At 67.1% G+C, this 23,034-nt stretch carries 14 protein-coding genes, 1 tRNA gene and 3 rRNA genes; 4 read left to right on the forward strand and 14 right to left on the reverse strand.

The features are described from left to right. Positions 1 to 257 precede the first annotated feature (257 nt). A complete protein-coding gene (locus GFH48_RS11915; protein ID WP_153288247.1) occupies positions 258 to 3,005 on the forward strand; it encodes a SpoIIE family protein phosphatase in 2,748 nt (915 codons plus the stop codon). 73 nt (positions 3,006 to 3,078) lie between these two features. On the opposite strand, the gene GFH48_RS11920 is transcribed toward GFH48_RS11915, so the two are convergent. The 8 genes from GFH48_RS11920 to thyX form a co-directional block, all read right to left on the reverse strand. Beyond that, positions 3,079 to 3,154, reverse strand: a tRNA-Thr gene (locus tag GFH48_RS11920). A gap of 104 nt (positions 3,155 to 3,258) precedes the next feature. Further along, positions 3,259 to 3,921, reverse strand: coding sequence for a DegT/DnrJ/EryC1/StrS family aminotransferase (locus GFH48_RS11925; RefSeq protein ID WP_153292868.1), 663 nt, complete (start codon positions 3,919 to 3,921; stop codon positions 3,259 to 3,261). 114 nt (positions 3,922 to 4,035) lie between these two features. Beyond that, a 5S ribosomal RNA gene (rrf, locus tag GFH48_RS11930) occupies positions 4,036 to 4,152 on the reverse strand. A gap of 86 nt (positions 4,153 to 4,238) precedes the next feature. Further along, positions 4,239 to 7,360, reverse strand: a 23S ribosomal RNA gene (locus GFH48_RS11935). Between the two features lie 314 nt (positions 7,361 to 7,674). Continuing rightward, positions 7,675 to 9,200: ribosomal RNA gene (locus tag GFH48_RS11940) — 16S ribosomal RNA — on the reverse strand. Together the 16S, 23S and 5S rRNA genes form the textbook arrangement of a ribosomal RNA operon. A gap of 513 nt (positions 9,201 to 9,713) precedes the next feature. Further along, positions 9,714 to 11,399: a ribonuclease J gene (locus tag GFH48_RS11945; RefSeq protein WP_153288248.1), complete on the reverse strand. Its 1,686-nt coding sequence runs from the start codon at positions 11,397 to 11,399 to the stop codon at positions 9,714 to 9,716. A gap of 137 nt (positions 11,400 to 11,536) precedes the next feature. Continuing rightward, positions 11,537 to 12,436 carry a 4-hydroxy-tetrahydrodipicolinate synthase gene (gene dapA / locus GFH48_RS11950; RefSeq protein WP_153288249.1) on the reverse strand — a complete coding sequence of 300 codons (900 nt, stop codon included), beginning with the start codon at positions 12,434 to 12,436 and terminating at the stop codon, positions 11,537 to 11,539. A gap of 210 nt (positions 12,437 to 12,646) precedes the next feature. Next, complete coding sequence (thyX, locus tag GFH48_RS11955; protein WP_153288250.1) at positions 12,647 to 13,387, reverse strand: FAD-dependent thymidylate synthase; 741 nt, start codon at positions 13,385 to 13,387, stop codon at positions 12,647 to 12,649. Between the two features lie 177 nt (positions 13,388 to 13,564). Here thyX and GFH48_RS11960 point away from each other — a divergent pair, with 177 nt between their 5' ends. Together GFH48_RS11960 and GFH48_RS11965 are read left to right on the forward strand one after the other, a co-directional pair. Beyond that, on the forward strand, positions 13,565 to 13,804 hold the full coding sequence (locus GFH48_RS11960) for a hypothetical protein (RefSeq protein WP_153288251.1): 240 nt from the start codon (positions 13,565 to 13,567) through the stop codon (positions 13,802 to 13,804). Positions 13,805 to 13,894: 90 nt separating this feature from the next. Next, positions 13,895 to 14,452, forward strand: coding sequence for a hypothetical protein (locus GFH48_RS11965; protein ID WP_153288252.1), 558 nt, complete (start codon positions 13,895 to 13,897; stop codon positions 14,450 to 14,452). Positions 14,453 to 14,821: 369 nt separating this feature from the next. On the opposite strand, the gene GFH48_RS11970 is transcribed toward GFH48_RS11965, so the two are convergent. The 5 genes from GFH48_RS11970 to rpsO form a co-directional block, all read right to left on the reverse strand. Continuing rightward, positions 14,822 to 15,277: a tetratricopeptide repeat protein gene (locus GFH48_RS11970; protein ID WP_153288253.1), complete on the reverse strand. Its 456-nt coding sequence runs from the start codon at positions 15,275 to 15,277 to the stop codon at positions 14,822 to 14,824. A gap of 41 nt (positions 15,278 to 15,318) precedes the next feature. Further along, on the reverse strand, positions 15,319 to 16,071 hold the full coding sequence (dapB, locus tag GFH48_RS11975) for a 4-hydroxy-tetrahydrodipicolinate reductase (protein WP_153288254.1): 753 nt from the start codon (positions 16,069 to 16,071) through the stop codon (positions 15,319 to 15,321). Between the two features lie 26 nt (positions 16,072 to 16,097). After that, positions 16,098 to 17,477 carry a M16 family metallopeptidase gene (locus GFH48_RS11980; RefSeq protein WP_153288255.1) on the reverse strand — a complete coding sequence of 460 codons (1,380 nt, stop codon included), beginning with the start codon at positions 17,475 to 17,477 and terminating at the stop codon, positions 16,098 to 16,100. Continuing rightward, positions 17,474 to 19,690 carry a polyribonucleotide nucleotidyltransferase gene (locus tag GFH48_RS11985; protein ID WP_153288256.1) on the reverse strand — a complete coding sequence of 739 codons (2,217 nt, stop codon included), beginning with the start codon at positions 19,688 to 19,690 and terminating at the stop codon, positions 17,474 to 17,476. The genes GFH48_RS11980 and GFH48_RS11985 overlap by 4 nt, the downstream gene beginning before the upstream one ends. A 358-nt stretch (positions 19,691 to 20,048) precedes the next feature. Further along, on the reverse strand, positions 20,049 to 20,336 hold the full coding sequence (gene rpsO / locus GFH48_RS11990; protein WP_153288257.1) for a 30S ribosomal protein S15: 288 nt from the start codon (positions 20,334 to 20,336) through the stop codon (positions 20,049 to 20,051). Positions 20,337 to 20,600: 264 nt separating this feature from the next. Between rpsO and GFH48_RS11995 the strand changes: the two genes are divergently transcribed. Further along, positions 20,601 to 20,957, forward strand: coding sequence for a DUF397 domain-containing protein (locus GFH48_RS11995; protein ID WP_228120532.1), 357 nt, complete (start codon positions 20,601 to 20,603; stop codon positions 20,955 to 20,957). A 104-nt stretch (positions 20,958 to 21,061) separates the two neighbouring features. Here GFH48_RS11995 and eccD read toward each other — a convergent pair whose 3' ends face one another. Next, positions 21,062 to 22,570: a type VII secretion integral membrane protein EccD gene (gene eccD / locus GFH48_RS12000; protein WP_407698708.1), complete on the reverse strand. Its 1,509-nt coding sequence runs from the start codon at positions 22,568 to 22,570 to the stop codon at positions 21,062 to 21,064. Positions 22,571 to 23,034 lie beyond the last annotated feature (464 nt).

Here is a 23,034-nt window from a genome sequence, read left to right on the forward strand (position 1 = left end):
CCCAGTGTTTCACCCCTGCTGAACCAGGCCATAACAGTTCGGCAGCTTCGCACATCGTCCGCACACGGTCCGGACGTGGACCACAGGACCCTCCGGAGGGAAACATGGGCCCTCTCCGGGCGGAAACACTGGTGACCGGCATCCGCATGGACCGCGAAGGTAAGTAACCTTGCATGCGGCTGTCCAGCCACACCGGTCCGTCCGGCCTGGGCGGTGGCACGAGAACGAGCGGGCAGGCATCGGAGGGGCACCGCACCATGACCACCGGACTGCATCCTGGGGGATCGCCCCAGGATCCTCGGCCGACAGGGAACCAGGCGCTGCCCCAGCGGGCGCAGGCCGGCCCAGCACCTCTGCACGCCGACAACCGGACAAGGAGTTCTGTGATCACCGCGCGCGCGGCCGCCAGCTTCGACCCCGTGGGACGTTCGGTCGCGACCGCCCGTTCCTTCGTCCGCGACACCCTCCAGGGCTGGGGCTTCGCCGACATCGTCGACGATGCCGTGGTCCTGACCAGCGAGCTGGTCACCAATGCCGTCGTGCACGCGGGCACCTCCGCCGACGTCCTGTGTCTGCGCAGCGACGAGGGCGTACGCATCGAGGTGGCGGACCGCTACCCAGAACGTGAGATTCCACTCCAGGCGTCGGCGGTGAACATGGGCAGCCCCGACCGCGAGGGCGGCCGCGGACTCCAGCTCTGCGCGGCGCTGGCCGGCCACTGGGGCGTCGAGTACTCGCCCACCCACAAGCAGGTCTGGTTCCAGCTCGACCTCCCCGAGCGCCCGGTGGGCACCCGCACCGCGGGCCCGTCGCTCCCCGCCGAACTCCTTCCGCTCGCCGACGGCCGGGTGCGTGTCGCGGTCGTCCAGATCGACCGCGTCGGCTCCATCTCGGCGTGGAACGAGGACGCGGAAGACCTCTTCGGGTACGCAGCCGAGCACGTCACGGGCAAACCGCTGACCGACCTCGCGGCCTGGCCGCACACCCCGGGCACCAGCACCGGCATCGTCGAGGCCCTCCAGCTCTCACGCTGGGAGGGGAGTTACGGCATCCGTGCCGCCAGCGGCCGGGTCACTCCCGTCTACGCCTCCCACCTCCGGGTCCGTGACACGGGCGGTGAGCCGTCGACCGTCTGCCTCCTCGTGCGCGACCACGAACGCGCCGTGCTGCAGACCCCGTTGCGCGCCTCCGCCACGGACACGACGACCAGCTCCGAGGGCCAGGCCACGGACCCCTTCGAGGTCTTCATCGGCTCTCCGGCCCCCGACGACCTCGACGGCCTCCTCCAGCGCACGGTGGAGCGCGCCCGCGACATGCTCGACGGGGACTCCGCCTTCCTGCTCCTCGCCACCGACGACGAGACGGAGTTGGAGGTACGCGCCTCGACGGGCCTGCCCTCCGCCCGCCAGCGCTTCGCCCGTGTCCCCGTCGAGGCGGGCCCCGGCCGCTACGGTTCGGCCCGGATGCCGGCCGTCCACGAGGACCTGATGGTCGTCCCCGGCGCCGTACCCCTGCTGGGCGGCACCGGCATGCGCTCGGTGGTCACGGTCCCGCTGAAGGTCGAGGGACGACTGACGGGCTCTCTCGGTGTCGCCGCCGAATCTCCCGCCAGATACTCCAACGAGGAGGCGCTGCGCCTCCAGTTCGCCGCGGACCGGATCGCGCTGGCGGTGGAGTCGGCCCGCCTGGGCGAGCTGGAGCGCCTGCGCCGCGGCTCGCTCTCGTTCCTCGTGGAGGCCTCCGACCTCCTCGCCGGAACCCTCGACCGTGACCAGACCCTGGCCCTGATGGCCCAGATGACCGTGCCGACCCTGGCCACCTGGTGTGCCGTCTACACGATCGCCGACCAGGCTTCGGACCCGTACCTCTCCTACGTGCTGCACGAGGACGAGGAACGCATCGACGGCCTCAAGGCGCTGCTGTCGAAGATCGCCCCGCCAGACCCGGTGCCCACCCCTGGCGCCCGCGTCTGGCCGGCCCCCGCCGAGGCCGCCCACCAGGCGGCGCTGCGCACGTCCATGCGCAGTCTGGGCCTCGGTGACCGCTCACCGGTGAGTTCCGGTATCGGCACGACGCTGGCGACGGCCGCGGCGGTCGGCGGCGAGACCGTGGTCCTGCCCCTGGTGGCCCGCAACCGGGTCATCGGCATGCTGACGCTCGGCAAGCCGTCCGACGAGCATTTCCGGCAGGAGATCCTGGAGCTGGCCGAGGACCTCTCCCGCAGGGCCGCCCTGGCCCTCGACAACGCCCGCCTGTACTCGGAACGCACGGCGATCAGCCAGTCCCTCCAGCGCAGCCTCCTGCCCCCGGAACTCCCCCACATCGAGGGCGTGGAGGTCGAGGTCATCTACCGCGCGGCCGGCGAGGGCAACGAGGTCGGCGGCGACTTCTACGACCTCTTCCCCATCCGCGACGGTGCCTACGGCTTCGCCATCGGTGACGTCTGCGGTACGGGACCGGAGGCGGCGGCGGTCACGGGCCTGGCCCGGCACGCGTTGCGGTTGCTGGCCCGCGAGGGCTTCGGCGGCCCGGCGGTCCTGGAGCGGCTGAACTCGGCGATCCTCGACGAGGGCGCCCGCAGCCGCTTCCTGACGCTGCTGTACGGCGAGTTGTGGCCTCAGGAGGACGGCAGCGCCGTACTGAAGGTGGTCTGCGCCGGCCATCCGCTCCCGCTCCGCCTGCGCCAGGACGGCACGGTGGAGGCGGCAGCCGAACCGCAGCCGCTGCTCGGCGTCATGGAGGACCTGGAGCTCTACGAGCAGACGGTCACCCTCGATCCGGGCGACGTCCTGCTGTGTGTGACGGACGGCGTCACCGAACGCCGTGAGGGCACCCGCATGTTGGGCGACGACGGTCTCACGGACGTCCTCACCACGTGCACGGGTCTGACGGCGGGCGCGGTGGCCGCGCGGGTGATGCGCGCGGTGGAACGCTTCGCCTCCGACGCCCCGTCCGACGACATGGCGATTCTGGCGATGCGTGTGCCGGGTCTGCAGGTGGACTGAGATCCTCGCCGGTGCCGTCCCTGATGGGGACGGCAAAAAGGCCCCGCCCGGAAGGGCGAGGCCTTTTCTGCTGTGGAGCCCCCCAACGGAATCGAACCGTTGACCTTCTCCTTACCATGGAGACGCTCTGCCGACTGAGCTAGGGGGGCCGGTCGCCTTTTCCGAGGTTTCCCTCGCGGCAACGAAATAGATCATACCCCGAACAGAAGCGTGCTCCCAACCAGTCCTGTTGACCCGTGTGGAGTCTGTCGGATCAGAAGGCGGGCTGCAGGAGACCGCCGAGCGCGTTGCAGGCGGAGACGATCCGCTGCATCTCCCGCTTCGTCAGGGCGGCGTCCACGGGCAGTGCCAGCGTCTCGTCGGCGGCCCGCTCGGTCTCCGGGAGGTACACGTCCCGCCGGAATCCGGGCATGCGGTGCACCGGTGTCTTGACCGGCACCCGGCACTCGACTCCGCGGGCGCGTACGGCCCGTGCGAAGGCGTCCCGGTCGGGCCGCCCGTTGCCCGGCACCCGTACCACGTACTGCTGGTACGTGTGCCCGTCGCCGCCGGCCGGTGTGCGCACTCCGTTCAGCCGCCCGTCGAGGTAGGCGGCTCGTTCCCGGCGTTGCGCGATGTCCTCGTACGGGGCCTCGGACTCGCCGAGTTCGAGGATGAGGAGTCCGTGCCGCTGCCCGACGTCCCGCAGTCGCGGCATGTCGGCCGACCGCCCGAAGCGGTGGACGACGACGACGGCCGCGGTCCGTGCGGTCACGGCCGCCTCGACCGCGCCGGCGTCGAGGCAGTAGGTCGCCGGGTCTATGTCGGCGAAGACGGCCGAGGCTCCGGTCTGGGTCACGGCCTCCGTGACTTCGACGTTGCCGAACGCCGACACGATGACCTCGTCACCGGCTTTGACGCCCGCGGCCCTGAGCATTGCAGCAGTACCCATGAAGCGGATGCTGGTCGCGCAAAGTGAACGCAAAGTGACGCACAACAAAAAAGAGCTGGTCCCTGAACCGAAGTTCGGGGACCAGCTCTTTCAAAATTTGTTCGGCGGCGTCCTACTCTCCCACAGGGTCCCCCCTGCAGTACCATCGGCGCTGTGAGGCTTAGCTTCCGGGTTCGGAATGTAACCGGGCGTTTCCCTCACGCTATGACCACCGAAACACTATGAAACTGTCAACCGGAGCCGTGGCAAAGCTACGACGGTTGTTCGTGGTTTCAGAACCAACACAGTGGACGCGAGCAACTGAGGACAAGCCCTCGGCCTATTAGTACCGGTCACCTCCAGCGGTTACCCGCCTTCCAGATCCGGCCTATCAACCCAGTCGTCTACTGGGAGCCTTAACCCCTCAAAGGGGGTGGGAATACTCATCTCGAAGCAGGCTTCCCGCTTAGATGCTTTCAGCGGTTATCCCTCCCGAACGTAGCCAACCAGCCATGCCCTTGGCAGGACAACTGGCACACCAGAGGTTCGTCCGTCCCGGTCCTCTCGTACTAGGGACAGCCCTTCTCAATATTCCTACGCGCACAGCGGATAGGGACCGAACTGTCTCACGACGTTCTAAACCCAGCTCGCGTACCGCTTTAATGGGCGAACAGCCCAACCCTTGGGACCGACTCCAGCCCCAGGATGCGACGAGCCGACATCGAGGTGCCAAACCATCCCGTCGATATGGACTCTTGGGGAAGATCAGCCTGTTATCCCCGGGGTACCTTTTATCCGTTGAGCGACGGCGCTTCCACAAGCCACCGCCGGATCACTAGTCCCGACTTTCGTCCCTGCTCGACCCGTCGGTCTCACAGTCAAGCTCCCTTGTGCACTTACACTCAACACCTGATTACCAACCAGGCTGAGGGAACCTTTGGGCGCCTCCGTTACTCTTTAGGAGGCAACCGCCCCAGTTAAACTACCCATCAGACACTGTCCCTGATCCGGATCACGGACCCAGGTTAGACATCCAGCACGACCAGAGTGGTATTTCAACGACGACTCCCCCTGAGCTGGCGCTCAGAGTTCAAAGTCTCCCACCTATCCTACACAAGCCGAACCGAACACCAATATCAAACTGTAGTAAAGGTCCCGGGGTCTTTCCGTCCTGCTGCGCGAAACGAGCATCTTTACTCGTAGTGCAATTTCACCGGGCCTATGGTTGAGACAGTCGAGAAGTCGTTACGCCATTCGTGCAGGTCGGAACTTACCCGACAAGGAATTTCGCTACCTTAGGATGGTTATAGTTACCACCGCCGTTTACTGGCGCTTAAGTTCTCAGCTTCGCCAAACCGAAGTTTGACTAACCGGTCCCCTTAACGTTCCAGCACCGGGCAGGCGTCAGTCCGTATACATCGCCTTACGGCTTCGCACGGACCTGTGTTTTTAGTAAACAGTCGCTTCTCGCTGGTCTCTGCGGCCACCCCCAGCTCACCGAGTAAATCGGATCACCAAAGATGGCCCCCCTTCTCCCGAAGTTACGGGGGCATTTTGCCGAGTTCCTTAACCATAGTTCACCCGAACGCCTCGGTATTCTCTACCTGACCACCTGAGTCGGTTTAGGGTACGGGCCGCCATGAAACTCGCTAGAGGCTTTTCTCGACAGCATAGGATCATCCACTTCACCACAATCGGCTCGGCATCAGGTCTCAGCCTTGATGTGTGACGGATTTGCCTATCACACGGCCTACACCCTTACCCCGGGACAACCACCGCCCGGGATGGACTACCTTCCTGCGTCACCCCATCACTCACCTACTGCAGGTCTGGTCCGTCGGCTCCACCACTCCCCTTTGCCCGAAGGCTCCAGGGCGGCTTCACGGACTTAGCATCGCCTGGTTCAATGTTTGACGCTTCACAGCGGGTACCGGAATATCAACCGGTTATCCATCGACTACGCCTGTCGGCCTCGCCTTAGGTCCCGACTTACCCTGGGCAGATCAGCTTGACCCAGGAACCCTTAGTCAATCGGCGCACACGTTTCTCACGTGTGTATCGCTACTCATGCCTGCATTCTCACTCGTGAACCGTCCACCACTGCCTTCCGGCGCGGCTTCACCCGGCACACGACGCTCCCCTACCCATCACAGCAGGCGTTGGCCCTATTGCTGCAATGACACGACTTCGGCGGTACGCTTGAGCCCCGCTACATTGTCGGCGCGGAATCACTAGACCAGTGAGCTATTACGCACTCTTTCAAGGGTGGCTGCTTCTAAGCCAACCTCCTGGTTGTCTGTGCGACTCCACATCCTTTCCCACTTAGCGTACGCTTAGGGGCCTTAGTCGATGCTCTGGGCTGTTTCCCTCTCGACCATGGAGCTTATCCCCCACAGTCTCACTGCCGCGCTCTCACTTACCGGCATTCGGAGTTTGGCTAAGGTCAGTAACCCGGTAGGGCCCATCGCCTATCCAGTGCTCTACCTCCGGCAAGAAACACACGACGCTGCACCTAAATGCATTTCGGGGAGAACCAGCTATCACGGAGTTTGATTGGCCTTTCACCCCTAACCACAGGTCATCCCCCAGGTTTTCAACCCTGGTGGGTTCGGTCCTCCACGACCTCTTACAGCCGCTTCAACCTGCCCATGGCTAGATCACTCCGCTTCGGGTCTTGAGCGCGCTACTAAATCGCCCTATTCGGACTCGCTTTCGCTACGGCTTCCCCACACGGGTTAACCTCGCAACACACCGCAAACTCGCAGGCTCATTCTTCAAAAGGCACGCAGTCACGAGATACGTGCAAGCACGTATCCGACGCTCCCACGGCTTGTAGGCACACGGTTTCAGGTACTATTTCACTCCGCTCCCGCGGTACTTTTCACCATTCCCTCACGGTACTATCCGCTATCGGTCACCAGGGAATATTTAGGCTTAGCGGGTGGTCCCGCCAGATTCACACGGGATTTCTCGGGCCCCGTGCTACTTGGGTGTTTCTCAAACGAGCCGTTGATGTTTCGACTACGGGGGTCTTACCCTCTACGCCGGACCTTTCGCATGTCCTTCGCCTACATCAACGGTTTCTGACTCGTCTCACGGCCGGCAGACCGTGAAAGAGAAATCCCACAACCCCACATACGCAACCCCTGCCGGGTCTCACACGCATATGGTTTGGCCTCATCCAGTTTCGCTCGCCACTACTCCCGGAATCACGGTTGTTTTCTCTTCCTGCGGGTACTGAGATGTTTCACTTCCCCGCGTTCCCTCCACTTGCCCTATGTGTTCAGGCAAGGGTGACAGCCCATGACGACTGCCGGGTTTCCCCATTCGGAAACCCCCGGATCAAAGCCTGGTTGACGACTCCCCGGGGACTATCGTGGCCTCCCACGTCCTTCATCGGTTCCTGGTGCCAAGGCATCCACCGTGCGCCCTTAAAAACTTGGCCACAGATGCTCGCGTCCACTGTGCAGTTCTCAAACAACGACCAACCACCCATCACCCCCGGCTAACACCGGAGTTCACTGGGGCCGGCACTGAAGGCAGCCAACAATCGGCCGTACCTTCAGACACCCAACAGCGTGCCCGACACCCTCGCCACTCAGATCAGCTTTCCACGCCCCGAAGGACAGTACTGGCAGCCTGAGATGACTGAAAGTGCCGAATAATCAACGTTCCACCCATGAGCAACCACCGTCGAACATTTGCCGACGTAATGGCCCTGGACCACCAGGCAAGCCTGGCAGCCTAGATGCTCCTTAGAAAGGAGGTGATCCAGCCGCACCTTCCGGTACGGCTACCTTGTTACGACTTCGTCCCAATCGCCAGTCCCACCTTCGACAGCTCCCTCCCACAAGGGGTTGGGCCACCGGCTTCGGGTGTTACCGACTTTCGTGACGTGACGGGCGGTGTGTACAAGGCCCGGGAACGTATTCACCGCAGCAATGCTGATCTGCGATTACTAGCAACTCCGACTTCATGGGGTCGAGTTGCAGACCCCAATCCGAACTGAGACAGGCTTTTTGAGATTCGCTCCGCCTCACGGCTTCGCAGCTCATTGTACCTGCCATTGTAGCACGTGTGCAGCCCAAGACATAAGGGGCATGATGACTTGACGTCGTCCCCACCTTCCTCCGAGTTGACCCCGGCAGTCTCCTGTGAGTCCCCATCACCCCGAAGGGCATGCTGGCAACACAGAACAAGGGTTGCGCTCGTTGCGGGACTTAACCCAACATCTCACGACACGAGCTGACGACAGCCATGCACCACCTGTACACCGACCACAAGGGGGGCACTATCTCTAATGCTTTCCGGTGTATGTCAAGCCTTGGTAAGGTTCTTCGCGTTGCGTCGAATTAAGCCACATGCTCCGCTGCTTGTGCGGGCCCCCGTCAATTCCTTTGAGTTTTAGCCTTGCGGCCGTACTCCCCAGGCGGGGAACTTAATGCGTTAGCTGCGGCACCGACGACGTGGAATGTCGCCAACACCTAGTTCCCACCGTTTACGGCGTGGACTACCAGGGTATCTAATCCTGTTCGCTCCCCACGCTTTCGCTCCTCAGCGTCAGTAATGGCCCAGAGATCCGCCTTCGCCACCGGTGTTCCTCCTGATATCTGCGCATTTCACCGCTACACCAGGAATTCCGATCTCCCCTACCACACTCTAGCCTGCCCGTATCGACTGCAGACCCGGGGTTAAGCCCCGGGCTTTCACAACCGACGTGACAAGCCGCCTACGAGCTCTTTACGCCCAATAATTCCGGACAACGCTTGCGCCCTACGTATTACCGCGGCTGCTGGCACGTAGTTAGCCGGCGCTTCTTCTGCAGGTACCGTCACTTTCGCTTCTTCCCTGCTGAAAGAGGTTTACAACCCGAAGGCCGTCATCCCTCACGCGGCGTCGCTGCATCAGGCTTTCGCCCATTGTGCAATATTCCCCACTGCTGCCTCCCGTAGGAGTCTGGGCCGTGTCTCAGTCCCAGTGTGGCCGGTCGCCCTCTCAGGCCGGCTACCCGTCGTCGCCTTGGTGAGCCACTACCTCACCAACAAGCTGATAGGCCGCGGGCTCATCCTTCACCGCCGGAGCTTTCAACCCACCCAGATGCCCAGGCAGGTATTATCCGGTATTAGACCCCGTTTCCAGGGCTTGTCCCAGAGTGAAGGGCAGATTGCCCACGTGTTACTCACCCGTTCGCCACTAATCCACCCCGAAGGGCTTCATCGTTCGACTTGCATGTGTTAAGCACGCCGCCAGCGTTCGTCCTGAGCCAGGATCAAACTCTCCGTGAATGTTTTCCCGTAATCGGGACGACACACACGAGAGCGGAACCAAGGGGAGGAATAATCCCCCGGTTCACAGCGTCCTCGCTGTGCGCCTACCCCAAGGGGCAGGACTTTTTCAAAGGAACCTCGTCCCAGCCGATCGGCCGGAGACGGGGTATCAACATATCTGGCGTTGATTTTTGGCACGCTGTTGAGTTCTCAAGGAACGGACGCTTCCTTTGTACTCACCCTCTCGGGCTTTCCTCCGGGCGCTTCCCTTCGGTCTTGCGTTTCCGACTCTATCAGACCGTTTCCGTATCCGATTTCCTCGGTGCTTTCCAGGTTTCCGCTTTCGCGTTTCCCTTTCCGGCGGTTCCGACTTTATCAGAGATTCTGAGTCGGAATTTCCGCCCCGCTCGGGGTGGTCCAGGCACACGATCGTCCCCGGGTTCCCGTTCAGGCGGAGCCGTAAACGTACTGGAGCGGGGCGCCCCGATGCAAATCGAGGCGCCCCGCTCCGGGTTGGCGTGTGCGAGGGGGTCAGACCTCGACGACGACCGGGAGGATCATCGGGCGCCGGCGGTAGTTGTCCGAGACCCACTTGCCCAGCGTGCGGCGGATGAGCTGCTGCATCTGGTGGGGCTCGACCACGCCGTCCTGGGCCGAGCGTTCGAGAACCTCGGTGACCCTCGGGACGACGTCGGTGAACGCGGAGTCCTCGATGCCCGAACCGCGGGCGTGCACGTGCGGACCACCGGTGATCTTGCCCGTACTGGAGTCCATCACCACGAAGACCGAGATGATGCCCTCGTCCCCGAGGATCTTGCGGTCCTTGAGCGCGGGCTCGCCGACGCCCCCGACCGAGAGGCCGTCGACGTACACGTAACCCGCCTGCACCTTGCCGGCGATCTTCGCCTTGCCCCCGATGAGGTCGACGACGACGCCGTCCTCGGCGATGACGATGCGGTCGTGCGGCACGCCGGTGAGCGCGCCCAGCTCGGCGTTGGCGCGCAGATGCCGCCATTCGCCGTGGACCGGCATCAGGTTCCGCGGCTTGCAGATGTTGTAGAAGTACAGCAGCTCGCCGGCTGAGGCGTGACCGGAGACGTGCACCTTGGCGTTGCCCTTGTGGACGACGTTGGCGCCCCAGCGGGTCAGGCCGTTGATGACGCGGTAGACCGCGTTCTCGTTGCCCGGGATGAGCGACGAGGCCAGGATCACCGTGTCGCCCTGGACGATACGGATCTGGTGGTCACGGTTGGCCATGCGGGACAGCGCGGCCATCGGCTCGCCCTGCGAGCCGGTGCAGACGAGGACGATCTCGTGGTCCGGCAGGTCGTCCAGCGTCTTGACGTCGACGACCAGGCCCGGCGGGACCTTCAGATAGCCCAGGTCCCGGGCGATGCCCATGTTGCGGACCATCGAACGGCCGACGAAGGCGACCCGGCGGCCGTACTCGTGGGCCGCGTCCAGGATCTGCTGGATGCGGTGCACATGGCTGGCGAAGCTCGCCACGATGATGCGCTTGCTGGCGCCCGCGAAGACCTGGCGCAGCACGTTCGAGATGTCCCGCTCCGGCGGGACGAAGCCGGGGACCTCGGCGTTCGTGGAGTCCGAGAGAAGAAGGTCGATACCTTCCTCGCTCAGGCGTGCGAACGCGTGCAGGTCCGTGAGCCGGCCGTCCAGCGGGAGCTGGTCCATCTTGAAGTCGCCGGTGTGCACCGCCATGCCCGCGGGGGTGCGGATGGCGACCGCGAGGGCGTCCGGGATGGAGTGGTTGACCGCGACGAACTCGCAGTCGAAGGGGCCGATGCGCTCGCGGTGGCCCTCCGCGACTTCGAGCGTGTAGGGGCGGATGCGGTGCTCCTGGAGCTTCGCCTCGATCAGCGCGAGGGTCAGCTTGGAGCCGATCAGCGGGATGTCCGGCTTTTCACGCAGGAGGAACGGGACACCACCGATGTGGTCCTCGTGGCCATGCGTGAGGACGATGCCCTCGATGTCGTCGAGGCGGTCCCTGATGGACGTGAAGTCCGGCAGGATCAGGTCGATTCCGGGCTGCTCCTCCTCGGGGAAGAGCACTCCGCAGTCGACGATCAGCAGACGGCCGCCGTATTCGAAGACGGTCATGTTCCGGCCGATTTCACCGAGGCCGCCGAGCGGGGTGACCCGCAGGCCCCCCTGGGGAAGCTTGGGCGGCGGGCCGAGTTCAGGATGCGGATGACTCAAAAGACTCTCCTCACCACACACGCCACGTACCTGGCAAGGCACGTGGCGTGCATGACGTTCGTGCAGTAGCTGTTGTTTGTGTGGGGTGCAGGCCCCTGGCCTGCGTTGTCGTGCGTATTCAGTTGTGAAGTCCGTACTTAGAGCTGTACCCCGCCGGCAGCAAGATCGATCTTGAGCTGGGCGGTCTCCTCGGGTGACAGTTCGACCATCGGGGCGCGCAGCGGTCCGGCGGGCAGACCCTGGAGGGTGAGCGCGGCCTTCGTCGTCATGACGCCCTGGGTGCGGAACATGCCGGTGAAGACCGGAAGCAGCTTCTGGTGGATCTCGGTGGCCTTCTGCACGTCGCCCGCGACATAGGCGTCGAGCATGGCGCGCAGTTCCGGCGTGACCACGTGGCCGACGACCGAGACGAAGCCGACCGCGCCCACGGAGAGCAGCGGCAGGTTCAGCATGTCGTCGCCCGAGTACCAGGCGAGGCCGGAGCGGGCGATGGCCCAGCTGGCCCGGCCGAGGTCCCCCTTGGCGTCCTTGTTCGCGACGATGCGCGGGTGCGCGGCCAGGCGGACGATCGTCTCGGTGCTGATCGGTACACCGCTGCGGCCGGGGATGTCGTAGAGCATCACAGGCAGTTCGGTCGCGTCGGCGATGGCTGAGAAGTGCCGGTACAGGCCCTCTTGCGGGGGCTTGTTGTAGTACGGCGTGACGGTCAGCAGGCCGTGCGCGCCGGCCTTCTCTGCGGCCCGCGCGAGCTCGATGCTGTGGTGGGTGTCGTTGGTCCCGACGCCCGCGACGACGTGGGCCCGGTCGCCGACCGCCGCCAGCACGGCTCGTACGAGGTCCGATTTCTCCGCGTCGCTGGTGGTCGGCGACTCGCCGGTGGTGCCGTTGACGATCAGGCCGTCGTTGCCCGCGTCCACCAGGTGGGTGGCGAGCCGCTGGGCACCGTCGAGGTCGAGTGCGCCGTCCGCCGTGAAGGGCGTGACCATGGCGGTGAGGACCCGTCCGAAGGGGGTCTGCGAAGTGGAGGTCGGAGCCATGGGTAACACGCTACTCGCTGCTCAGGATGGGGTCTGCCCTCGGGGGACACGACAAACTATGACAAATGCGGAGCCCGGCACTGCCTGCTCGGGGGTTCAAGCAGTGCCGGGTCCGTTTGATCAGGCTAGATGAACTTCTCGAAATGCCGCAATACGGACACCTCGCTCGGCTGATCCGTACATCTGTGCCGGAAGGCGCATGGGAGCGCCCTACGGCGCCACACGACCGTTGGCGTTGAAGGCCGCGTACGTGAGCGGCATGAGCCCGGCCCACTCGGCTTCCATCTTCTCGCCGACCATCTCGATCTCCCGCTGCGGGAAGGACGGGACCTTGGCCAGCTCGTGCTGCGTGCGCAGACCGAGGAAGTGCATCAGGGAGCGCGCGTTGCAGGTGGCGTACATCGACGAGAAGAGGCCGACCGGGAGGACGGCGCGGGCCACCTCGCGGGCGACACCGGCGGCGAGCATCTCCTGGTAGGTGCGGTACGACGCGAGGTACGACTCCTCCATGGCGCCCGCGACCAGCTCGCGCTGCTCGTCGGTGCCCTCGACGAACACGTACTTCCCGGGACGGCCCTGCTGGACCAGCTTGCGCGACGTGTCCGGGACGTAGAAGACCGGCTGGAGCTCCCGGTACCGGCCGGACTCCTCGTTGTACGACCAGCCCACGCGGTGCCGCATGAACTCGCGGAAGACGAAGATCGGGGCACTGATGAAGAACGTCATCGAGTTGTGCTCGAAGGGGCTGCCGTGCCGGTCCCTCATCAGGTAGTTGATCAACCCCTTCGAACGCTCCGGGTCCTTGCCCATCTCGTCCAGGGACTGCTCCCCGACGGTCGAGACACGGGCGGCGAACAGCACGTCGGAGTCGGCCGCGGAGTGCTTGACCAGCTCGACGGTGACGTCGCTGCGGAGGTCGATCTTGAGATCGTCGGCGGGGGTTTCGGTCACGATTCGGGGGGTCCTTCCCATCACAGCTCTTGACGCCGCCACTCTACGGGGCGCCGATACCGGGGCGTTCGGTCCTTGCCGCAATGAATTCGGCGAAACTGGGCACCAACGAGGGCGTTCGTACGTCTGTATCGGTGAAGGAGATTCCTTCGATGCTCCAGAGGAGACGCAGTTCCCATGTTCCGTCGGCGCGAGCCCGTACCCTTCGCCTTCATCGCCGAAGCCGACAACTTCCGCAGCAATGTCACTCCCCCACCGCGTGAGCGGGCCTCCGCCGGCCAGATAGCCGGACGGTGGCTCACGGGGCTCACCCTGGTCGCCGGGCTCGTCGGGTCCCTGATCCTCGGCATGCCCGCCCTGTCGCAGGATCCGTCGCCCGCCCACACGCAGCACTCCGAGGCGTCGGACGGCCGCTGACTCTTCCGGACCCCCGAGGGTGGTGAGCGGGGACCCGGCTCGATAGCCTCACCGGGCACAGCCCATGCGTGGATTGAGTGAGGATCAGTCGTGCCCCTGCCCTTCCTGACGGCGGACCGTGCCTTTGACGAGGCGGCGGACGATGTCGCCCTGCCGTTCGACGACCGCGACCAATGGCGGCGCCCCTACCGGCCCGGGCCGTGGCGGGTGGCCCTCGCCGCGCTGATTCTGCTGCTCGCGTCCTATGTGCTCGTGGCCACCGTGATCACCGCGTTCGCCGGAAGCCGCTCCGCGGCCGTGATCTGTCTGCTCGTCGCCGTGCTGGTGGTCCTGAGCGCCTTGAGGCTGCTGCGGATGGGCGTCTGGGTGAGTGCCCGGGGCCTGCGCCGCGTGGGGTTCCTGACCACCAGTACCGCGCCCTGGCAGCAGGTCGTGGCCGTGCGCACCGTCCAGCAGCCGGTGCGCTGGCTCGGGCTTCCCCGTACGGTGCAGGGGCAGGCGCTCGTCCTGGTGCGCAGGGACCGGGCGGCCGATGCCCTGCCGCCGCTGCTGACCTCGCACAACTCCGATTTCCTGGCGCGCACGGAGGCCTTCGACCGGGCGGCGGACGCCGTCGAGGTCTGGGCCGACGAGTACCGGCTGGGCTGAGCCCCCTGTCGAACGCGTACGAAGGGGCCGGTCCGCATGTGCGGACCGGCCCCTTCGTCGTGTGTCGCGGCCGCCCGCGCCGCATCCCCGCGACGGGAGGGCCGCACGGGAGGCGTCGGCGTTCCGGATCCGAGCCGAGGTCAGGACCAGCGCGGTTCCGGACCCGAGCCGAGGCCCGGACCGGCGAGGTCCCGGACCCGAGCCCGGACCCGGACCCGGACCCGGACCCGCGGAGTTTCGGACCCGGGCCGGAGCCTGGGTCCCGGACCCGCGGAGTCCCGGACCCGGGTCGAGGCCAGAGACACGGCCTCTGGACCTCGCTGAAGCCCCAGGCCCCGGCGGCCGCTGGCTCGGGCCCGCGGCGGCGGCTCAGGCCTCCGCCGGGGGCCTGCCCTCGCGCAGGGCGATCGCCCGCTGCATCGCCTTGCGGGCGCGCGGGGTGTCCCGGGCGTCGTGATAGGCGACGGCGAGGCGGAACCAGCTGCGCCAGTCGTCGGGCGCGTCCTCGGTCTCGGCCTTGCGCCTGGCGAAGACCTCGTCGGCCGAGTCGCGGTCGATGCGGCCGCCCTCGGTGCGCCGCAGCTCGTCGACCGGCAGTCCGCCCTCGGCGTCGAGCTCCGCGGCGAGCCGGTTGGCCTTGCGTACGAACTGGGTGTTCTTCCATAGGAACCAGATTCCGATCACCGGCAGGATCAGCACCGCGATGCCGAAGGTGACGGTGATCAGGGTGCCGTTCTGGATGAGCAGCACGCCACGGCTGCCGACGAGGACGAAATAGACGACCAGGGCGGCCGCCGTGACGGCGTAGGTGATCTTCGCGCGCATGTCTGCCAGGTATCCGTGTCCGTCCGTGCCCGTCCCTCGGCTCAGCCGAGGTCCAGGAAGTGTTCCAGGCCGAAGGTGAGGCCCGGCGTGCTCACCACGCGGCGCGCGCCGAGCAGGATGCCCGGCATGAAGCTGCTGTGGTGCAGGGAGTCGTGCCGGACGGTGAGGGTCTCGCCCTCGCCGCCGAGCAGGACCTCCTGGTGGGCCAGCAGACCGCGCAACCGGACCGAGTGCACCCGGACGCCGTCGACGTCCGCCCCGCGGGCGCCGTCGAGAGCGGTCGCCGTGGCGTCGGGCTGCGGGGCGCTGCCCGCTCGCTCCCGGGCCGCGGCGACGAGCTGGGCGGTGCGCGTGGCGGTGCCGCTGGGCGCGTCCACCTTGTTCGGGTGGTGCAGCTCGACGACCTCGACGGACTCGAAGTACGGCGCGGCGATCTCGGCGAACTTCATGGTCAGGACCGCGCCGATGGAGAAGTTCGGGGCGATGAGCACTCCGGTCTCCGGCGACTCGGCCAGTGACGTGGTGAGCTGGGCGAGGCGTTCGTCGGTCCAGCCCGTGGTGCCGACCACCGCGTGGATGCCGTTGCGGACACAGAAGTCGAGGTTGCCCATCACCGAGTCCGGCGTGGTCAGTTCGACCGCGACCTGGGCGCCCGCCTCGACGAGCGTCTCCAGCCGGTCGCCCCGGCCCAGCGCGGCCACCAGCTCCATGTCCTCGGCGGCCTCGACGGCTCGTACCGCCTCGGCCCCGATCCGGCCCTTGGCACCGAGGACCGCCACGCGCAGCTTGCTCATTGCTTCGTTCCTAACAGAGACGGGATTTACGCGACCGCTTCGTGCAGACGGGCCGCCTGCTTGTCCTTGAGCGGACCGATGACCGACAGCGAGGGCCGCTGTCCCAGGATGTCGTGGGCGATCGCACGGACCTCGTCCGGGGTGACCGACGCTATCCGGGCGAGCATGTCGTCGACGGACATCTGCTCGCCCCAGCACAGCTCGCTCTTGCCGATACGGTTCATCAGCGCGCCGGTGTCCTCGAGGCCGAGGACGGTGGAGCCCTGGAGCTGGCCGACGGCGCGGCCGATCTCGTCGTCCGACAGTCCGTGCTCGGCGACGTGGTCGAGCTCGTCACGGCAGATCTTGAGCACGTCGTGGACCTGGCTCGGCCGGCAGCCCGCGTACACCCCGAAGAGGCCGCAGTCGGCGAAGCCCGAGGTGTACGAGTACACGCTGTAGGCCAGACCGCGCTTCTCGCGGACCTCCTGGAAGAGGCGGGAGGACATGCCGCCGCCGAGGGCGGTGTTGAGGACGCCCAGGGCCCAGCGGCGCTCGTCGGTGCGGGCGAGGCCGGGCATGCCGAGCACGACATGGGCCTGTTCGGTCTTGCGGCCGAGCAGTTCGACGCGGCCGGCGGTGCGGATGGCCCGGCGGCCGTCGCGCGGGGCGATCGGCTCGGCGGCGGTCTCCCGCAGGGCGCCCGCCTTCTCGAAGGCGGCGCGGACCTGGCGTACGACCTTGTTGTGGTCGACGTTGCCCGCGCAGGCCACGACCAGATGGGTCGGGTCGTAGTGCTTCTTGTAGAAGCGGCGGATGCGGTCGGCGCCGAGGGCGTTGACCGTGTCGACCGTACCGAGGACCGGGCGGCCGAGGGGGGTGTCGCCGAGCATGGTGTGCGCGAACAGGTCGTGCACGCAGTCGCCCGGGTCGTCCTCCGTCATCGCGATCTCTTCGAGGATCACACCGCGCTCGGCGTCCACGTCGGCCTGCTCGATCAGCGAGCCGGTGAGCATGTCACAGACCACGTCGATGGCGAGCGGGAGGTCGGTGTCGAGCACGCGTGCGTAGTAGCACGTGTACTCCTTGGCCGTGAACGCGTTCATCTCGCCGCCGACCGCGTCGATGGCGGACGAGATGTCCAGCGCGGACCTGCGGCTCGTGCCCTTGAAGAGCAGGTGCTCCAGGTAGTGCGTGGCGCCGTTCAGCGTCGGCGTCTCGTCACGGGAGCCGACATGGGCCCAGATCCCGAAGGTCGCGGAGCGGACGGAGGGCAGCGTCTCGGTGACGATGCGCAGGCCGCCGGGGAGGGTGGTCTTGCGGACCGTACCGATGCCGTTCTCGCCCTTGATGAGGGTTTGGGTACGGGCGACGGCCCGCGCCTCGGAAGAGGTGCGGGCCGTCGTCGTGGAGCTACGAGACGTCACTGGTCGGTGTCGTCCTTCTTGTCGTCGTCGCTTTCGCCCTCGATCACGGGGATGAGGGAGAGCTTGCCGCGGGAGTCGATCTCGGCGATCTCGACCTGGACCTTCTGGCCCACACCGAGGACGTCCTCGACGTTCTCCACGCGCTTGCCGCCGGCGAGCTTGCGGATCTGCGAGATGTGCAGCAGACCGTCCTTGCCCGGGAGCAGCGACACGAACGCGCCGAAGGTCGTCGTCTTCACGACGGTGCCCAGGTAGCGCTCGCCGACCTCCGGCATGGTCGGGTTGGCGATGCCGTTGATCGTGGCGCGGGCGGCCTCGGCGGCCGGGCCGTCGGCGGCACCGATGTAGATGGTGCCGTCGTCCTCGATCGTGATCTCGGCGCCGGTGTCCTCCTGGATCTGGTTGATCATCTTGCCCTTGGGGCCGATGACCTCACCGATCTTGTCCACGGGGATCTTGACGGTGATGATCCGCGGGGCGTTCGGGGACATCTCGTCCGGCGTGTCGATCGCTTCCATCATCACGTCGAGGATGTGGAGGCGGGCGTCGCGGGCCTGCTTGAGGGCCGCGGCCAGGACGGAGGCCGGGATGCCGTCCAGCTTGGTGTCGAGCTGGAGGGCGGTGACGAACTCCTTGGTGCCGGCGACCTTGAAGTCCATGTCGCCGAAGGCGTCCTCCGCACCGAGGATGTCGGTGAGGGCGACGTAGTGCGTCTGGCCGTCGATCTCCTGGGAGATCAGGCCCATGGCGATACCGGCGACGGGGGCCTTCAGCGGCACACCGGCGTTCAGCAGCGACATGGTGGAGGCGCAGACCGAGCCCATGGACGTCGAGCCGTTGGAGCCGAGGGCCTCGGACACCTGACGGATCGCGTAGGGGAACTCCTCGCGGGTCGGCAGGACCGGCACGATCGCGCGCTCGGCGAGCGCGCCGTGGCCGATCTCGCGGCGCTTCGGGGAGCCGACGCGGCCCGTCTCACCGACGGAGTAGGGCGGGAAGTTGTAGTTGTGCATGTAGCGCTTGCGGGTCACCGGGGAGAGGGTGTCCAGCTGCTGCTCCATACGGAGCATGTTGAGGGTGGTGACGCCCAGGATCTGGGTCTCGCCACGCTCGAACAGCGCCGAGCCGTGCACGCGCGGGATGGCCTCGACCTCGGCGGCGAGCGTACGGATGTCCGTGACGCCGCGGCCGTCGATGCGGACCTTGTCCTTGATGACGCGCTCGCGGACCAGCTTCTTGGTCAGCGCGCGGTACGCGGCGGAGATCTCCTTCTCGCGGCCCTCGAACTGCGGGAGCAGCTTCTCGGCGGCGATCTCCTTGACGCGGTCCAGCTCGGCCTCGCGGTCCTGCTTGCCGGCGATGGTGAGCGCCTGGGCGAGCTCGCTCTTGACCGCGGCGGTCAGGGCCTCGAAGACGTCGTCCTGGTAGTCGAGGAAGACGGGGAACTCGGCGGTCGGCTTGGCGGCCTTCGCGGCGAGGTCCGACTGCGCCTTGCACAGGACCTTGATGAAGGGCTTCGCGGCGTCGAGGCCGGAGGCCACGACCTCCTCGGTCGGCGCCTCGGCGCCACCCTGGACGAGCGTGATCGTCTTGTCGGTGGCCTCGGCCTCGACCATCATGATCGCGACGTCGCCGTCCTCCAGGACGCGACCGGCGACGACCATGTCGAAGACGGCGTCCTCGAGCTCGGTGTGCGTCGGGAACGCGACCCACTGGCCGTTGATCAGCGCGACGCGGACGCCGCCGACCGGGCCGGAGAAGGGCAGACCGGCCAGCTGGGTGGACGCGGAGGCGGCGTTGATCGCCACGACGTCGTACAGGTGGTCGGGGTTGAGCGCCATGATCGTGGCGACGACCTGGATCTCGTTGCGAAGGCCCTTCTTGAAGGACGGGCGCAGCGGGCGGTCGATCAGGCGGCAGGTGAGGATCGCGTCCTCGGAGGGCCGGCCCTCACGGCGGAAGAAGCTGCCGGGGATCTTGCCGGCGGCGTACATCCGCTCCTCGACGTCCACCGTGAGGGGGAAGAAGTCGAGCTGGTCCTTGGGCTTCTTGGAAGCGGTGGTGGCCGACAGCACCATGGTGTCGTCGTCCAGGTACGCCACGGCGGAACCGGCGGCCTGCTTGGCCAGGCGGCCCGTCTCGAAGCGGATGGTGCGGGTGCCGAAGGAACCGTTGTCGATAACGGCCTCGGCGTAGTGGGTCTCGTTCTCCACTAGCGTTTTCTCCTCGTCTTCGTCCCGTCCTGCCCGTGTGGCAGGGGGACGGTGGCGGAGAAGCGCTCCTTCTGGTGCGGGCCGGTCTTCGATCGAAGCACCCGGGGTCGCAATCTCCCGGGGGCCACTACCGAGGACCGGCGGCGGCGAGGTGCGCTTCTCCTCGTTCGTTTTCGTAGCGGTGCGACGGTCCCCACCCGGCGGGCGGGGTGTCGTCACGCTGTGTCGTACGTGCCGTGTCGTGCGTATTGCGTTGTGCTACCACACTACAAAGCGTCGGTGACACTCCGCACGTAGAGGGCACGTACAGCAAAAGGAGCGGCTCCCAAGAGGTGGGAACCGCTCCCTTCGCGGCGTCTTACTTGGCGCCGGCCGCACCGCGGCGGATGCCCAGGCGCTCGACCAGCGCACGGAAGCGCTGGATGTCCTTCTTGGCCAGGTACTGCAGCAGCCGGCGGCGCTGACCGACCAGGATCAGCAGACCACGACGGGAGTGGTGGTCGTGCTTGTGGGTCTTGAGGTGCTCGGTCAGGTCCGAGATCCGGCGGGAGAGCATGGCGACCTGGACCTCGGGGGAGCCGGTGTCGCCCTCCTTCTGGCCGAACTCGCCGATGATCTGCTTCTTCGTAGCGGCGTCGAGCGACACGCGTACTCCTCGTAGTGTCTGAGTAGCCACCGAGTGCCCCTGGTCCACATCTCAGGGGAGCTTCCGTTACTCGGGAGGCGGGGATCCGCTGGGCGCGGCCTCCAGAGCGATGGCTCCGGGGGTGCGTACACAAACGGCCGTCACACAGCGTACCAGCCTGGCCGGACGCGTCCGGCCAGGTCCCGGAACCTCACGGGCGGCGCCGGTCCGGCCACTAGGGTGACGGCAGTGGTCAACCGTACGTGGGGAAGGGGCCGTCCGAACATGGCCGAGGCAGCAGCGGACAGGGACGTGAACGTGGTGGACGCGGGGGCCGCGGTGGACGCGGGGGCCCCGGTGGACGCGGACGTCAAGGCGCGCAAGGAGCGGGAGCGCGACGAGCTCTACGCGCTCGACATCTCGGACGCCGAGTGGCAGAGCGCGCCCGGTACGGAGGACCACGAGGAGCGGGTCGAGATCGCGTACCTGCCCGCGGGTGCGGTGGCCATGCGTTCGTCGCTCGACCCGGGCACGGTCCTGCGTTATACGGAGGCGGAGTGGCGGGCCTTCGTGCTGGGGGCCCGGGACGGCGAGTTCGATCTGGAGCCGGCGCCGCACGACGGCGGGCTCACCGCGGAGTAGCCCGCCCGGCCGCGGCGGACGGGAGACGGGAGAAGAGGGCGGTCGCCGACGGGCGGCCGCCCTCTTCGTGTCGCCGCCGTGGCGCGTGGCCGGTCGGCCGGAGGTCAGCCCGTCATGGAGCGGGCCGTGCCGTAGACGTCGAAGACCGCGAGTGCCAGCGGGATCAGGGTGAGCAGCACGAAGCTCTCGGCGATCTCCAGGAAGCGGCCCCAGAACGGCGTGAGGCCTCCGCGCGGAAGGATCAGGCCGAGGGCGGTCACCAGCGCGGCCGCCGCCGCGATCGCCGCGACGAGCCAGATCGTACGGATGTCCAGGTCCGCGCGGTCCCCGGCGAGGGCGTCGCGCACCAGGGCGTGCGGCGGGTGGAGCGCCAGGCCGAGGCCGAGCAGGACGAGGGCGCCGAGGCCCGCGCCCAGCACGGGGGCGACCTGCGCGGTGTAGCGGAAGAGGTGGGCGCGCATCAGGAGGGCGACGCCGGTCGCGAAGGCGAGCAGCTGTCCCCAGAGGTCGTCGGAGAAACCGAGTACCGCGCAGGCGCCGACGGCGAGCAGCGCGCACCCGCCGACGAGGCCGACGAGGAGTTCGTGGCCGCGGCGGGTCTGTGCCTCGATGCGGTCGGCGTCGACCGGCTCCGGCGGGGCGGGCTCGGCGCCGTACGCGCTGCGCGGGGTGGCGTTCGGGGGGTCGAAGCCGATCGGGATACGGGCGAACCGCATGGACATGCCCGGCAGGAAGGCCAGGGCTCCCACGGCGACCGGTGCGCAGAGCGCGGCGGTCTCGGTGGGCGTCCAGTGCACGAGCAGGGCCACGAACACGGTGACCAGCCCGATGCCCGAGGCGAACACGAAGGCGACGAAGGGGCCGTCACCGCGCGGCGAGCACAGCGTCAGGATCACCGAGGCGACCAGCACCGCGGCACAGGCCAGCAGGAACTGCAGTTTGCCGATGCCCTCACCGGCCGCGACGGCGAGCAGCCCGGAGCCCGCGACGCCCACGTTCGACAGCGCGCCGAGCCCGAGCGCGACCGCGGAGGCGCGGTCGTCGTAGATCCGGGCCCGGATCGCCGCGAGGACGACCAGGAGCACGCCGGTGACGCCCGCGAGGACGCCGGGCAGGCTGTGCATGTCGTGGCGGGGATCGGCGGTCCAGGCGACGAAGGCGAGCAGCGTCGGCAGGACGGCGCCGCCGACGAGGCCCGCGGCCCGTGTCAGGTCGCCGCTCCACAGGCTGCGTTCGCGGGTCACCGCGGACGCGACGGCTTCCGAGACGTCGTCGAAGACGGCGGGGGGCAGCGACTCGGAGAAGGGGCGCAGGGTGAGGAGTTCGCCGTCGAGGATCCGCTGGGCGGCGAAGGAGCGCGAGCTGTCGAGGACGGCTCCGTCGCGGCGTACGAGGTGGTAGCCAACCGGGGCGCCCTCGGCGGGGCTCTGCTGCGAGAGCCGCAGGATCTCCGGGTAGATGTCGGCTACCGGGATGTCGTCGGGCAGGGCCACGTCGATCCGGCTGTCGGGCGCGACGATGGTGACCCGGCAGAAGCCCGGGCCGGTGCCCGCCCCCTGGGGGGCTCCGGGACCCTGCCCTCCGGCTCCGTTGGTTGTCGCGGAGGCCGTCATGCTCACCTGCTGCTCCCCCTCAGTGATGATCCTGCGTCTGTGGTGGTTCCGGGTCTTCGGCGGTTCCGGGTCTTCGGCGGTTCCGGGTCTTCGGCGGTCGCGCTTCCGCGGTGGTCCCGCGGCAGCGTCGGCTCTGCGTCCGCGATGGTTCCGCGTCCGTGCTGGTTCCGTGTCCGCGATGGTTCCGCGTCCGTCGCGTGAAGGTCCTGCGTCTCTTTGCTCCGTGCGGCGGGCCGGCTGCGCGCCGAGGCGGCGGAAAGCGGCCCGTGCGACCGGGCCGTAGGCCTCGCACACCTCCACATCGTGCGAAATGCCCTTGTTCTCCGGCCCTGTTCGCGTGTGCTCACGCGAACATCCGGCACCTTACCGCCCACCCGTCTCCTGTGGCCTCGGCGGGAAGTCAGTAGGATCGCGCGGCGGCCTGCGTCCGCCTGACACGGGGCGGCGGGCGGAAGACCCTGGGG

Source organism: Streptomyces fagopyri, from assembly GCF_009498275.1.
Classification (GTDB): domain Bacteria; phylum Actinomycetota; class Actinomycetes; order Streptomycetales; family Streptomycetaceae; genus Streptomyces; species Streptomyces fagopyri.

Bases quoted from the DNA above. Each gene is read 5' to 3' on its own strand.
- dapB (WP_153288254.1), bottom strand. From the start codon at position 16,071: ATGAGCAAGCTGCGCGTGGCGGTCCTCGGTGCCAAGGGCCGGATCGGG.
- dapA (WP_153288249.1), bottom strand. From the start codon at position 12,436: ATGGCTCCGACCTCCACTTCGCAGACCCCCTTCGGACGGGTCCTCACC.
- GFH48_RS11995 (WP_228120532.1), top strand. From the start codon at position 20,601: ATGGCCGAGGCAGCAGCGGACAGGGACGTGAACGTGGTGGACGCGGGG.
- GFH48_RS11960 (WP_153288251.1), top strand. From the start codon at position 13,565: ATGTTCCGTCGGCGCGAGCCCGTACCCTTCGCCTTCATCGCCGAAGCC.
- GFH48_RS11915 (WP_153288247.1), top strand. From the start codon at position 258: ATGACCACCGGACTGCATCCTGGGGGATCGCCCCAGGATCCTCGGCCG.
- eccD (WP_407698708.1), bottom strand. From the start codon at position 22,570: ATGACGGCCTCCGCGACAACCAACGGAGCCGGAGGGCAGGGTCCCGGA.
- GFH48_RS11925 (WP_153292868.1), bottom strand. From the start codon at position 3,921: ATGCTCAGGGCCGCGGGCGTCAAAGCCGGTGACGAGGTCATCGTGTCG.
- GFH48_RS11970 (WP_153288253.1), bottom strand. From the start codon at position 15,277: ATGCGCGCGAAGATCACCTACGCCGTCACGGCGGCCGCCCTGGTCGTC.